At 72.1% G+C, this 13,326-nt stretch carries 11 protein-coding genes and 1 tRNA gene; 9 read left to right on the forward strand and 3 right to left on the reverse strand.

Annotated features, from left to right (window positions below):
* Positions 1–328 precede the first annotated feature (328 nt).
* Positions 329–1,789, reverse strand: coding sequence for a potassium/proton antiporter (locus AC07A6_RS11080; protein WP_478776917.1), 1,461 nt, complete (start codon positions 1,787–1,789; stop codon positions 329–331).
* A gap of 281 nt (positions 1,790–2,070) precedes the next feature.
* On the opposite strand from AC07A6_RS11080, the gene AC07A6_RS11085 reads away from it, so the two are divergent.
* A complete protein-coding gene (locus tag AC07A6_RS11085) occupies positions 2,071–5,052 on the forward strand; it encodes a penicillin acylase family protein (RefSeq protein ID WP_478776918.1) in 2,982 nt (993 codons plus the stop codon).
* A gap of 48 nt (positions 5,053–5,100) precedes the next feature.
* On the opposite strand, the gene AC07A6_RS11090 is transcribed toward AC07A6_RS11085, so the two are convergent.
* Positions 5,101–5,727 carry a 5-formyltetrahydrofolate cyclo-ligase gene (locus tag AC07A6_RS11090; RefSeq protein ID WP_362459298.1) on the reverse strand — a complete coding sequence of 209 codons (627 nt, stop codon included), beginning with the start codon at positions 5,725–5,727 and terminating at the stop codon, positions 5,101–5,103.
* Positions 5,728–5,821: 94 nt separating this feature from the next.
* Here AC07A6_RS11090 and galU point away from each other — a divergent pair, with 94 nt between their 5' ends.
* The 8 genes from galU to AC07A6_RS11130 all read left to right on the forward strand — a co-directional run bounded on the left by galU (position 5,822) and on the right by AC07A6_RS11130 (position 12,757).
* Positions 5,822–6,724 carry a UTP--glucose-1-phosphate uridylyltransferase GalU gene (gene galU / locus AC07A6_RS11095; RefSeq protein ID WP_125818495.1) on the forward strand — a complete coding sequence of 301 codons (903 nt, stop codon included), beginning with the start codon at positions 5,822–5,824 and terminating at the stop codon, positions 6,722–6,724.
* Positions 6,725–6,728: 4 nt separating this feature from the next.
* Positions 6,729–8,084: a molybdotransferase-like divisome protein Glp gene (glp, locus tag AC07A6_RS11100; protein WP_362459292.1), complete on the forward strand. Its 1,356-nt coding sequence runs from the start codon at positions 6,729–6,731 to the stop codon at positions 8,082–8,084.
* Between the two features lie 80 nt (positions 8,085–8,164).
* Positions 8,165–8,644, forward strand: coding sequence for a cyclic pyranopterin monophosphate synthase MoaC (gene moaC / locus AC07A6_RS11105; RefSeq protein ID WP_007264601.1), 480 nt, complete (start codon positions 8,165–8,167; stop codon positions 8,642–8,644).
* Positions 8,645–8,754: 110 nt separating this feature from the next.
* Positions 8,755–9,258, forward strand: a complete 504-nt coding sequence (locus AC07A6_RS11110) for a MogA/MoaB family molybdenum cofactor biosynthesis protein (protein WP_362459373.1) — start codon at positions 8,755–8,757, stop codon at positions 9,256–9,258.
* A gap of 17 nt (positions 9,259–9,275) precedes the next feature.
* Complete coding sequence (locus AC07A6_RS11115; RefSeq protein ID WP_362459288.1) at positions 9,276–9,896, forward strand: GNAT family N-acetyltransferase; 621 nt, start codon at positions 9,276–9,278, stop codon at positions 9,894–9,896.
* 154 nt (positions 9,897–10,050) lie between these two features.
* Entirely contained in the window at positions 10,051–11,094 is a 1,044-nt protein-coding gene (sepX, locus tag AC07A6_RS11120; protein WP_478776919.1) for a divisome protein SepX/GlpR, read from the forward strand.
* Positions 11,095–11,172: 78 nt separating this feature from the next.
* Positions 11,173–11,246, forward strand: a tRNA-Ala gene (locus AC07A6_RS11125).
* A gap of 185 nt (positions 11,247–11,431) precedes the next feature.
* On the forward strand, positions 11,432–12,757 hold the full coding sequence (locus AC07A6_RS11130) for a CoA transferase (protein WP_478776920.1): 1,326 nt from the start codon (positions 11,432–11,434) through the stop codon (positions 12,755–12,757).
* Positions 12,758–12,782: 25 nt separating this feature from the next.
* On the opposite strand, the gene AC07A6_RS11135 is transcribed toward AC07A6_RS11130, so the two are convergent.
* Complete coding sequence (locus AC07A6_RS11135) at positions 12,783–13,289, reverse strand: GNAT family N-acetyltransferase (protein ID WP_478776921.1); 507 nt, start codon at positions 13,287–13,289, stop codon at positions 12,783–12,785.
* Positions 13,290–13,326: the final 37 nt, after the last annotated feature.

Below are 13,326 nucleotides of genomic sequence, written 5' to 3' on the forward strand. Positions count from 1 at the left end.
CCCCGAGAGCTGTCCTCTTGCGCAGAACCGAGTGATACCTGGGCGCCCACTGCGGGAGGGAGCCACGGCCGCTTTGCGGTCGCGCCAGCTCTGCGTCAGGCAGAGTTGGTTCGATGTGGTGTGCCTTCATCGTACAGGGGAATCCACTACCACGCCCTGTGATTACGGTGACAAGGCATGACTTCACCTGCGATTAACTGGAACTTTGCATTCCGTGCCCGATGAAATGGGTGCAAGCGCGGTCACAAGCCAGCGAAAATGGCCGAATTAGAGCGCCGCTCTAACGAAAAACGATCAGTCGAGCGGCGTTCCGGACACCCTCCGCCACCTAGAGTGACGTTCCGCCACCGGTTCCCAGCCACCCCGCCAGCTTGCCGCCGCGCGCCACCGCCCGCAGCCGTGCCTCCGCCGCGTCCCGTACCGGATCCGTGGCCACGACCAGCAGCTCGTCCCCGTGCCGCAGCACCGTCGACGGCGCCGGCACGAAGCTCTTCGCGTCCCGGACCACCAGCGTCACCGACGCCCCCGCGGGCAGTCGCAGCTCGCCGACCTCCACGCCGTGCATCCGCGAGGCGGGCGGGATCGCGAAGGACAGCAGGTGCCCGCGCAGCTTCTCCAGCGGCGCCGACTCGATCCCGAGGTCGGAGGCCGCCTCGTCGGTGTCGCGCAGGTTCAGCTTGCGCGCCAGCCACGGGAGGGTCGGTCCCTGCACCAGCGTGTACACGACCACGAGCACGAAGACGATGTTGAAGACCCGGTCGCTGCCCTCGATCCCGGTCACCAGCGGGATCGTCGCCAGGATGATGGGCACGGCACCGCGCAGGCCGGCCCACGACATCAGGGCCTGCTCCTGCCAGGGAATCCGGAAGGGCAGCAGGCTGACGAAGACCTCCAGCGGCCGCGCCACCATGGTCAGCACCAGTCCGATGATCACCGCGGGCCAGAAGTCGTTCACCAGCTCGTGCGGGGTGACCAGCAGGCCCAGCAGCACGAACATGCCGATCTGGGCGATCCAGCCGAGCCCGTCCGCGAACCCGCGCGTGGCCGGCCAGTGCGGCAGCTTCGCGTTCCCCAGCACCATCGCCGCCAGGTACACCGCGAGGAACCCGGAGCCGTGCGCCATCGCGCCGGCCGCGTACGCGGTCACGGCGATCGCCATCACCGCGATCGGGTACAGGCCGGAGGCGGGCAGTGCCACGTGCCGCAGCCCGTACGCCCCCAGGAAGCCGACCGCCAGGCCGATCCCGGCGCCGATCGCCAGCTCCAGCGCGATCTTGCCGAGCAGCACGTACCACTCGTCCACCGGTCCGACCGCCGCGAAGGCGACGACCAGGATCACGACGGGGGCGTCGTTGAAGCCCGACTCGGCCTCCAGCACGCCCGTCACGCGCGACGGCAGCGGGACCTTGCGCAGTACGGAGAAGACCGCTGCCGCGTCGGTCGAGGAGACGACCGCGCCGATCAGCAGCGCCTGGCGCCACTCCAGCCCCACCAGGTAGTGCGCGCCGGCCGCCGTGACCCCCACGCTGACCGCGACGCCGAGCAGCGACAGGACCACCGCCGCCGGCAGCGCCGGTTTGATCTCTTTCCACTTGGTGCCCAGACCGCCCTCGGCGAGGATGACGACGAGCGCCGCGTAGCCGATGACCTGCGTCAGCTCGGCGTTGTCGAATACGACGTTGCCTATGCCGTCCTGGCCTATCGCGATGCCTATGCCGAGGTAGATGAGCAGGCTGGGGAGTCCGCTGCGCGAGGAGATGCGCACCGCCGCCACCGCGACGAGCAGCACGAGCGAACAGACCAGCAGGAGCTCATTGAGCGTGTGGACAGTCAGCGGGCGGCCCTTTCCTCAGAGCGTGCCTGGTGGATCGTTCCTCCGGCGGCGCATTCGGCAAGTACTTCGTTACCTTACCTAATCTTTGACGGACTCTTTACGCGATAACCACATTGTGAAACGCCGGTTCCCGCCTGTCCTACGGACCTCGACCCCTGGCGGATCAACGGAGGCGGTCCTGCGCCTATGGTTGCTCCCAGCAACCCCAGGACCACCCTGCCCCTCTAAGGACAGCGATGCCCGCCAATGAATCCGGACCTTCCGTCAAGAAGAAGGGACGACGCGCACGCCTGCTCGTGCTCGTCTTGGTCCTGGCGCTCTTGGCGGGCCTCGGCTACGGCGCGTACTGGAGCGTGGACACCGTGCGCGCCTCCTTCCCGCAGACGACCGGCTCCCTCAAGGTCCCAGGCCTGACCGGGACGGTCGATGTGAAGCGCGACGAGCACGGCATTCCGCAGCTCTACGCAGACAACGACGAGGACCTCTTCCGCGCACAGGGCTTCGTGCACGCCCAGGACCGGTTCTGGGAGATGGACGTCCGCCGCCACATGACCTCCGGCCGGCTGTCGGAGATGTTCGGCTCCGGCCAGGTCGAGACGGACGCCTTCCTGCGCACCCTCGGCTGGCGCCACGTGGCGCAGGAGGAGTACGACAAGAAGCTCTCGCCGGAGACGAAGAAGTACCTCCAGGCCTACGCCGACGGGGTCAACGCGTACCTGAAGGGGAAGTCCGGCAAGGACCTCTCCGTCGAGCACGCGGCCCTCAAGCTGACCGACGGCTACAAGCCGGAGCAGTGGACGCCGGTGGACTCGGTGGCCTGGCTCAAGGCGATGGCCTGGGACCTGCGCGGCAACATGCAGGACGAGATCGACCGCTCGCTGATGACGAACAAGCTCTCTCAGGCGCAGATCGACGAGCTCTACCCGCCGTACCCCTTCGACCGGAACAAGCCGATCGTCGAGGGCGGCACCGTCTCCGGTGGCAAGTACAACCCCCAGGGCACCCCGGGCTCCGGCTCGACCGGCACCGGCAGGGGCACGGGCAACGGCACCACGGGCACGGGTACGGGCACCGGTACCGGCACGGGAACGGGCAGCAGCACCACCCCCGGTGCCGGCTCGCAGGCCACCCCCAACGGGGCCACGGGCGCGACCGGCCTCGCCGACAACGCCACCGCCCAGGGCGCGACCGTCGGCCTGCGCACGCAGCTCGGCTCCCTCGCCAAGACCCTGGACGAGATCCCGGCCATCCTCGGCCCCAACGGCAGCGGCATCGGATCGAACTCCTGGGTCGTCTCGGGCCAGTACACGACCACCGGCAAGCCGCTCCTCGCGAACGACCCGCACCTCTCCCCGCAGCTGCCCTCGGTCTGGTACCAGATGGGCCTGCACTGCCGCGCCACATCGCCCCAGTGCCAGTACGACGTGGCCGGCTACACCTTCTCCGGCATGCCCGGCGTGGTCATCGGCCACAACGCCGACATCGCCTGGGGCATGACCAACCTCGGCGCCGACGTGACCGACCTCTACCTGGAGCAGGTCCGTCCCGAGGGCTACGTCTACGACAACAAGGTCGTCCCCTTCACCACCCGTGAAGAGGAGATCAAGGTCGCCGGCGGCAAGAGCAAGAAGATCACCGTCCGCACCACCAACAACGGGCCGCTGATCTCCGACCGCAGCGACGAGCTGGAGACCGTCGGCTCCCGCGCCCCCGTTCCCAGCTCGGCCCCCGACCGCGGCGACGGCTACGCCGTCGCCCTGCGCTGGACCGCCCTGGACCCGGGCAAGTCGATGGACGCGGTGTTCAAGCTCAACCGGGCCAAGGACTTCAACAGCTTCCGCGCCGCGGCGGCCGACTTCGAGGTCCCCTCGCAGAACCTGATCTACGCCGACAACAAGGGCGCGAACGGCAACATCGGCTACCAGGCCCCCGGCCGCATCCCGATCCGCAACCAGGGCGACGGCCGCCTGCCGGCGCCCGGCTGGGACCCCAAGTACGCGTGGAAGGGCGGCCGGGACGGCAACGCCGGCTACATCCCGCAGAACGAGATGCCCTGGGAGCTCAACCCGGCGCGCGGCTACATCGTCACCGCCAACCAGGCCGTCACCGAGTCCGCCCCCGCCGGCGCTGCCCCCGCCGGCACCGGCACGGGCAGCAGCACCGGCACGGGCAACAGCAACAGCAACAGCACCGGTGCGAGTGCCGCCGCCGGCAAGTACCCGTACGTCCTGACCACGGACTGGGGCTACGGCGCCCGGAGCCAGCGGATCAACGACCTCATCGAGGCGAAGACCAAGGACAACGGCAAGATCTCCACCGACGACATGCGCGCCATGCAGATGGACAACAGCAGCGAGATCGCCGCGCTGCTGACCCCGATGCTGGCCAAGATCCAGGTCTCGGACCCGGACGTGCGCTCGGCGCAGAAGCTGCTCGAAGGCTGGAACTACACGCAGGAGTCCGACTCCGCGGCGGCCGCGTACTTCAACGCGGTCTGGCGCAACATCCTCAAGCTGGCCTTCGGCGACAAGATGCCGAAGGAGCTGCGGGTCGAGGGCAGCTGCATGAACGTCAGCGAGGAGAGCACCGGCCCGAACGACGACCTCACCAAGACGGTCCGCGAGTGCGGTACGCGCGGCCCCGACTCGGCGCAGCCCGACGGCGGCGACCGCTGGTTCGAGGTGGTCCGCCGGCTGGTCAAGGACGAGAAGTCGCAGTGGTGGACCGCCACCCCGAAGACCGTCCACGACAAGCCGATCAAGACCCGTGACGAGCTCTTCGCCCGGGCCATGGAGGACGCGCGCTGGGAGCTGACGGCCAAGCTCGGCAAGGACCAGTCGACGTGGAGCTGGGGCCGGCTGCACCAGCTGACGCTGAAGAACCAGACGATCGGCAAGGAGGGCCCGGGCTTCATGCAGTGGCTCCTCAACCGCGGCCCGTGGAACGTGGGCGGCGGCGAGGCCACCGTCAACGCGACCGGCTGGAACGCCTCCAGCGGCTACGGGGTCACCTGGGTGCCGTCGATGCGGATGGTCGTCAACCTCGGCGACCTGGACAAGTCCCGCTGGATCAACCTGACCGGCGCCTCCGGTCACGCGTACGCCGGCACGTACACGGACCAGACGGAGATGTGGGCCAAGGGCGAACTGCTGGAGTGGTCCTTCGGGAAGGACGCCGTCGACAAGTCGACAAAGGAGACTCTGACGCTCAAGCCGTGAGCGCGAGCGCCGGCGCCGGCCTGAGCGCGACGGCGGCCGGCCGGCTGATCACGCGGTGAAGCGCACCACCCCCGACGGGGTGGCCACCGCCTGGACGGGGTGGTCGTGCGGTTCCTCCGGGACCCGCGCGACCACCTCTTCGTCGTACAGGAGCACCACCAGCGCGGGGTGCGCGCCGGCCCGTTCCAGCCGGGCGAGCACCCGGTCGTACGAGCCTCCGCCGCGGCCGAGCCGCATCCCGCGCCCGTCGACCGCGAGCCCGGGCAGCAGTACGGCGTCGGCGCCGGTCACGGCGTCCGGGCCGAGCGGCGTGCCGGAGGGCTCCAGCAGCCGCATCTTCCCCGGGTGCGCGGCTTCGGCGAGGCTGTCCGGGCCCTCGTACGCGGCCCAGTCCAGGTCGTTGTCCGGGAGCAGCAGGGGCAGCAGCACCCGCTTGCCGGCGGCCCGCAGCGCGTCGAGCAGTTCGCGGGTGCCCGGTTCGGCGCCGACGGAGACGTACGCGGCGACGGTGTGGGCGCCGTCGAGTTCGGGCAGGGTGAGGGCGGAGCGGGAGAGGGCGCGGGCCGCCGTGTCGCGGGCCTCGGGGGGCAGGGCGCGGCGGGCGGCGAGGAGCTCCCGGCGCAGGGAGGCCTTTTCGGGTACGAAGGGGTGGTTCCCGGGCGGGTTTTCTACCACAGTCTCGTCACAATTCCTTTCACATATGGATCAAGTCGGACATATTCACCGGAACCCCGCTGGGTCTCCTGTACGACCCACTATCGTTCTGCCCATGACTCAGTCGCACCCAGTGATCAAGAAGGCCGTCATCCCGGCTGCGGGGCTCGGCACTCGGTTCCTCCCGGCGACCAAGGCGACCCCCAAGGAAATGCTCCCGGTCGTGGACAAGCCGGCCATCCAGTACGTCGTCGAGGAGGCCGTCTCGGCCGGGCTGGACGACGTACTCATGATCACCGGCCGTAACAAGCGGGCCCTGGAGGACCACTTCGACCGGAACTACGAGCTCGAATCGGCTCTGATCGCCAAGGGTGACGACGACCGGCTGAAGAAGGTCCAGGAGTCGAGCGACCTGGCCACCATGCACTACGTCCGCCAGGGCGACCCGCGCGGCCTCGGCCACGCCGTCCTGTGCGCCGAGCCCCACGTGGGCGACGAGCCCTTCGCCGTCCTCCTCGGCGACGACCTGATCGACCCGCGCGACCCGCTGCTGCGGCAGATGGTCGACGTGCACGCCCGCACCGGCGGCACCGTCATCGCCCTGATGGAGGTCGACCCGTCCAGCGTCCACCTCTACGGCTGCGCCGCCGTCGAGCCGACCGGCGAGGACGGCGTCGTCCGGATCACCGGCCTCGTCGAGAAGCCGGAGCCCGCCGAGGCGCCCAGCAACTACGCGGTCATCGGACGCTATGTCCTCGACCCGGCGATCTTCGGCATACTGCGGGAGACCGAGCCGGGCCGCGGCGGGGAGATCCAGCTCACCGACGCCCTGCAGAAGCTGGCCGCCGACGAGAGCGTGGGCGGCCCGGTGCACGGCGTGGTCTTCCGCGGCCGCCGCTACGACACCGGGGACCGCGGGGACTACCTGCGGGCCATCGTCCGACTCGCGTGCGAACGTGAGGACCTGGGCCCGGAGTTCCGCACCTGGCTTCACCGTTACGTCACGGAGGAGATGTAGGACCTTGAGCAGTTCCGCACCGCAGGACACCGGCCGGCACCGTCTGTGGTCGGTGGACGAGCACCTCGCGGACGTACTCGCCGCCGTCCGGCCGCTGGAGCCCATCGAGCTCCAGCTGCTGGACGCCCAGGGCTGTGTCCTGGTCGAGGACGTCACCGTGCCCGTCGCCCTGCCGCCCTTCGACAACAGCTCGATGGACGGGTACGCCGTCCGCACGGCCGACGTCCAGGGTGCGAGCGAGGAGTTCCCCGCGGTGCTCGCCGTCATCGGCGACGTGGCGGCGGGCAGCGGCGAGCTGCCCACCGTCGGCCCCGGCCAGGCCGCCCGCATCATGACCGGCGCCCCGCTGCCGCCCGGCGCGGAAGCCGTCGTACCGGTCGAGTGGACCGACGGCGGCACGGGCGGCGGCTCCGCCTCCGGCATGACCCCGGCCAGCGCCGCACCCGAGGGCGCGGCCGGCGAGGTCCGCGTCCACCGCGCGGCCGAGGCCCGGGCGCACGTGCGCTCGCGCGGCAGCGACGTACAGGCCGGTGACCTGGCGCTCGCGGCCGGCACCGTCCTCGGCCCACCGCAGATCGCGCTGCTCGCCGCGATCGGACGCGGCACCGTACGGGTCCGGCCGCGCCCGCGCGTGGTCGTCCTGTCCACCGGCAGCGAGCTGGTCCAGCCGGGTGAGGCGCTGACCGCCGGGACGATCTACGACTCGAACAGCTTCGCGCTGGCCGCCGCCGCCCGCGACGCCGGCGCCATCGCCTACCGCGTCGGCGCGGTCGCCGACGACGCCGAGACCCTGCGCTCCACCATCGAGGACCAGCTGATCCGGGCCGACCTGCTCGTCACCACCGGCGGGGTCTCCGTCGGCGCGTACGACGTGGTCAAGGAGGCCCTGACCGCCGCAGCCGCCGGCTCCGGCGAAAGCGACGGCGACGGGCCCTCCGGCGGCGGCGTCGACTTCCGCAAGCTCGCCATGCAGCCCGGCAAGCCGCAGGGCTTCGGCACCGTCGGCCCCGACCACACCCCGCTGCTGGCCCTGCCCGGCAACCCGGTGTCCTCGTACGTCTCCTTCGAGCTGTTCGTGCGCCCCGCGATCCGGACGCTCATGGGCCTGCCGGAGTCCGAGGTGTCCCGGCCCAGCGTGCGCGCCGTGCTGAAGGCCGACGCGCCGCTCGGCTCCCCGGCGGCCCGCCGCCAGTTCCTGCGCGGCAAGTACGACGCCGAGGCCGGGACCGTCACCCCGGTCGGCGGATCGGGCTCGCACCTGATCGCCGCGCTCGCGCACGCCGACTCGCTGATGGTCGTACCGGAGGACGTCACCTCGGTGGAGCCCGGGGCCGAGCTGGAAGTGATCCTGCTCGGCTGAGCGGCCGCCGGTGCGGGTAGCGTGTTGCATCACACAGGCCCCAGGCTCCAGGGGGCCCGGAGCGGGAGCGGCACGCAGATATGAGTACGCAGAGCAGGCTGACGCACATCGACGAGGCCGGCGCGGCCCGGATGGTCGACGTCTCCGAGAAGGACGTCACCACCAGGACGGCGCGCGCCAGCGGACGCGTCCTCGTCTCGCCGCGGGTGATCGAGCTGCTGCGCGGCGAGGGCGTGCCGAAGGGCGACGCCCTCGCCACCGCGCGGATCGCCGGGATCATGGGGGCGAAGAAGACCCCCGACCTGATCCCGCTCTGCCACCCGCTGGCGGTCTCCGGGGTGAAGGTGGACCTGACGGTCGCCGACGACGCCGTCGAGATCCTCGCCACCGTCAAGACCGCCGACCGCACGGGCGTCGAGATGGAGGCGCTGACCGCGGTCGCCGTCGCCGGCCTCACCGTGATCGACATGGTGAAGGCCGTCGACAAGGGCGCGGTCATCACCGACGTGCGGGTGGAGGAGAAGACCGGCGGCAAGTCCGGCGACTGGACCCGCGCGTGAACCCCCCGCGCGGCGGCGAGGTCCACAGCCACAGTCACAGCCACAGCCACGGCGACAGCCACGCGGCGGCTGCGGCGCCGGCGGAGGCGGACGCGGCCCCGCGGCACCCGGTGGGGCGCGCCCTGGTCGTCACCGCCTCGAACCGGGCCTCGCAGGGCGTGTACGCCGACAAGGGCGGCCCGCTGCTGGCCGAGGCGCTGGAGGGGCTCGGCTTCGCGGTCGACGGCCCGCGGGTGGTGCCGGACGGCGACCCCGTCGAGCAGGCGCTGCGCGAGGGCGTGGCCGGCCGGTACGACGTCATCCTGACCACCGGCGGCACCGGCATCTCGCCGACCGACCGGACCCCGGACGCGACCGCCCGCGTACTGGACTACGAGGTCCCCGGCATCCCGCAGGCCATTCGCGCGGAGGGGCTGGCCAAGGTGCCCACCGCCGCCCTGTCGCGGGGCCTGGCGGGCGTGGCCGGCCGCACCCTGATCGTGAACCTGCCCGGTTCGACGGGCGGGGTGAAGGACGGCCTCGCGGTGCTCTCGCGGATCCTGCCGCACGCCGTCGACCAGCTCCGGGGCGGCGACCACCCCAGACCTGACGCGGCGCCCGGGAGCACGAGCTGAACGGCCCCTCCTGGCCGGTGGTGCTGGCGGACGGCGATGTCACGCTCCGGCCGATAAAGCTGCGGGACCAGCGCGCCTGGCGCGAGGTCAACCAGCGCAACCGCGACTGGCTGCGGCCGTGGGAGGCGACGATCCCGCCGCCCGCGCCGTGGGGTCCCGTTATCCATAGGCCGACATATCGACAGATGGTCCGCCATCTGCGGGCCGAGGCGAACGCGGGCCGGATGCTGCCCTTCGTCATCGAGTACCAGGGGCGGCTGGTCGGTCAGCTGACGGTCGCCGGGATCACCTGGGGCTCGATGTGCGCCGCCCACGTGGGCTACTGGGTGGACCGGGACGTGGCCGGCCGCGGGGTGATGCCGACGGCGGTCGCGCTCGTGGTGGACCACTGCTTCCAGAAGGTCGGGCTGCACCGGATCGAGGTGTGCATCCGCCCCGAGAACGGGCCCAGCCGCCGGGTCGTGGAGAAGCTCGGCTTCCGCGAGGAGGGGCTGCGGCCGCGTTATCTGCACATCGACGGGGCGTGGCGCGACCACCTGGTCTTCGCGCTGACGGCGGAGGAGGTCCCGCAGGGGCTGCTGCGCCGCTGGCACCGCACGCGCAAGCGGGAAAGTCCGCCGCCGACACCCACGCCGTAAAGCAGGTAATCGCAAAAGCGTTCGAATTGTTGGTCGATTCGCCCATAACCTGATCCGAAGAATCACAAAAAAAGTCGGTGATATCAGCCGGATCGTGCGACACACCGGCCCAATTGGCTGATCCTTCCGGGCGCGCCCCTCTACGGTGTGAGGTGTGAGCAGCAGCGGCCTCATCTACGCAGTCATCGTCGGGGCCTGGGCCGCCTACTTGGTGCCCATGTGGCTCCGGAGGCAGGACGAGCTGAACGAAGCACGTCCGACGGAACGCTTCTCCACCGCCATCCGGCTGCTTTCCGGCCGGGCGGGAATGGAGCGCCGTTACGCCAAGGGGCTGCGTGAGCGCGGTGAGGATCAGGCGGAGGCCCAGCCCCACGCGGACCCGGAAGCGGCGACGGAAACGGTGAACTCCGTGGACGCCGACGCCCGGGCCATCGGCGTGTCCCCGACCAGGGCCGAGCCGAGATCCGCCGAGGCGGAACGGGTCCGCCGGCAGCAGCGCCTCCAGGTGCTCGCACGCCGCCGGCGCACCACGGCACTCCTCTTCCTCGCCTTCAGCGGCGGCGCCGTCGCCGCGGCCGTCGGCGGGATCCGCTACCTGTGGGCCCCGGCCGTCCCCGCCCTGCTGCTGAGCGCCTACATCGTGCACCTGCGGGTCCAGGAGCGGCGCCGCTACGAGTTCACGATGGACCGGCGGCGCGCCGAGGCGGCCGCCCGCAGCCTGCGCGAGAACCGCCCCCAGCGCCACCGCCCGCAGCCCGAGCCCGTCGCCACCGACACCGGCGCCGAACCGGACCCCGCCCCGCCGGTCTCCCCGCAGGAAGCCGGGCGCCGGGCGCTCGTCGAGCAGACCGACCACGCCGAGTGGGTGGACCAGCAGCGCGAACGCGAGCGCGGCCCCGCCCGCGGCGACAGCTGGGAGCCCGTACCGGTCCCGCTGCCGACGTACGTCACGGCCCCGGTCGCCCCCCGCGCCACCGGCCCGGTCAACCCGGACGGCTGGAGCGCGGCCCGCTCCAGCACCGCCGAGCCGACCGACCCCCGCCTGCGCGCCCAGCCGGCCGTACCGAAGCCGGCGGACCCGGGCGCGGGCCCGGGCGCGCAGCCCGCTCCGCCCCGCCCCCGGGGCCGCGACCTCGGCCGTACGCCGCTCTTCGACCAGTACGAGAGCGACGACCGGCCGCGCGCCGCGAACGAGTGACGGGTGACCTGCGCGGACCCTCCGGACAACGCGTTTTGGAGCACCCGCGCGGGGATGCTAATGTTTCACACGTCGCAAGGGCCTGTGGCGCAGTCTGGTAGCGCACCTCGTTCGCATCGAGGGGGTCTGGGGTTCAAATCCCCACAGGTCCACAGACGACAGTTTCCGGATAGCTACCGGGAATCGTCACGAGATCCCGTTCCGCCGCAAGGCGGGGCGGGATCTCGGCGTTTTCGGGGCCGTGTTTCCGGAGTCGCGTTTTCGGGGCCGTGTTTCGGTGCCGTCGCCGAAACGCGTCGGGAACCCGGCCGGTTGGGCGGCGTACTCCATCGCGACAATGGTCCGCATGGTGAACGGGGACGGGGCCGTCGCCCAGGCGTGGGAAGCGCTGGGCGGGGACGGCGAGTTGGCGGGACGGGTCGGATTCGCGGGGCCGGGCGGGCTGGAGGGTCCGCTGCCGGTACGGGAATTGGCGCGGGCCTGCGTCGGGGCGTGCGGGCTGGCCGCGGCCGAGCTGGCCGCCGTACGGGCCGGGGGCACGGCGCTGGACGCGGCCGCGGTCACCGTGGACGAGGGCGCCGTGGCCACGGCGTTCGTCAGCGAGCGGCACCTTCGGGTGGAGGGCCGGGCGCCGGTGAGCTTCGCGCCGCTGTCCGGGTTCTGGCGGGCGGCCGACGGCTGGGTTCGGACCCACGCCAACTACCCGCACCACCAGGCGGCCCTGGTACGGGCGCTCGGCGTGCCCGGCACCCCGGAAGCGGTGCGGGAGGCCCTGGCGGGCCGGAGCGCCGCCGAGGCGCAGGAAGCCGTCTACGCGGAGGGCGGGCTCGCCGTCGCGGTCGCGCCGGAGTACGGGGAGCCGCGGCCGCTGGTGGAGTGGGTGCGGGGCCCGGGCGGCGGCCGGCTGCCGGGGCCGGGCGCGCTGCCCGCGTCCGGGGTACGGGTGCTGGACCTGACCCGGGTCATCGCCGGGCCCGTCGCGACGCGGACGCTGGGGCTGCTGGGCGCCGACGTGCTGCGGATCGACTCCCCGGCACTGCGCGAGGCGGACGACGCGCACGCGGACACCGGCTTCGGGAAGCGTTCCGCGCTGCTGGACCTCGGGGACACGGCCGGCCGGGCGGCGCTGGAGCGGCTCCTCGCCACCGCCGACGTGGTGGTGACGGGATACCGGCCGGGCGCACTGGAGCGGTTCGGGCTGGGCGCGGAGGAGCTGCTGGAGCGGTTCCCGCGGCTGGTGGTGGCGCAGCTGTGCGCGTGGGGATGGAGCGGGCCCTGGGCGGGGCGGCGGGGCTTCGACTCGCTGGTGCAGGCGGGGTACGGGATCGCCGCGCGGTGCGCGGGCGAGGACGGGAAGCCGGGAGTGCTGCCCGCGCAGGCCCTGGACCACGGTACGGGGTACCTGCTGGCCGCCGGCGTGCTGCGGGCGCTGGCGGAGGGCGGCGGCCGGGCGCTGCGGTTCTCCCTGGCGGGGACGGCGTCGTGGCTGGTGCGGGAGGTGCCGGCCGCGGGGGCGGCGGAACCGGGGTACGCGCCGGAGCCGTGGCTGCGCGAGGCGGATTCCGGGTACGGGGTGCTGCGGTACGCCGCGAGCCCGTTCGGGGACTGGGGGCGGGGGCCGTCCCGGTGGGGCGCGGACGGAGCCGTCTGGCTCGGCCGCTGAACCGGTGGAACGGCCCCGCGGGGGGTCAGGAGCCGACGGCTGCCCGGAGCGGCTTCGCCATGCAGCGGCTGGACGGGTAGTCGCGGTAGTAGCCGAACTTCTCGGACAGGGCGTAGCCGGAGGAGAGGTAGAGGGCGATGGCCTCGGGCTGCTTGTCGCCGGTCTCCAGGACCATGCGGGTGCGGCCCGCTGCCAGCGCGTCGGTCTCCAGCTCGGCCAGGATGCGGCGGGCCAGGCCCAGGCCGCGCGCCTGCGGGACGACGTACATGCGCTTGATCTCGGCGTCGCCGTCCGAGTAGCCCTCGTCGTTCTTCTCCTGGCGGCGCCAGGCGCCGCTGGCCACCGGGTTGTCCGCGTCGTCGTAGGCGAGCAGGTAGAGGCCGTTCGGCGGGAGGAACATCGCCGGGTCGAGGAAGGTGGCGTCGCCCTCGCCGTCGTAGCGCTGCTGGTACTCGACCTGGACCTGCGCGTCGAGCGCCGCCGCGTCCGGGTGGTCGTACGGCACGGCGCGGATGTTTATACCGTGAGACATTCGAATATCGTACGGATCCATCCCGCTATGGTGCAGG

The organism is Streptomyces sp. NPDC044002, from assembly GCF_056434525.1.

Coding starts and splice junctions, on each gene's coding strand:
- galU (WP_125818495.1), top strand. CDS start 5,822: ATGACTCAGTCGCACCCAGTGATCAAGAAGGCCGTCATCCCGGCTGCG.
- moaC (WP_007264601.1), top strand. CDS start 8,165: ATGAGTACGCAGAGCAGGCTGACGCACATCGACGAGGCCGGCGCGGCC.
- AC07A6_RS11085 (WP_478776918.1), top strand. CDS start 2,071: ATGCCCGCCAATGAATCCGGACCTTCCGTCAAGAAGAAGGGACGACGC.
- AC07A6_RS11135 (WP_478776921.1), bottom strand. CDS start 13,289: ATGTCTCACGGTATAAACATCCGCGCCGTGCCGTACGACCACCCGGAC.
- AC07A6_RS11130 (WP_478776920.1), top strand. CDS start 11,432: ATGGTCCGCATGGTGAACGGGGACGGGGCCGTCGCCCAGGCGTGGGAA.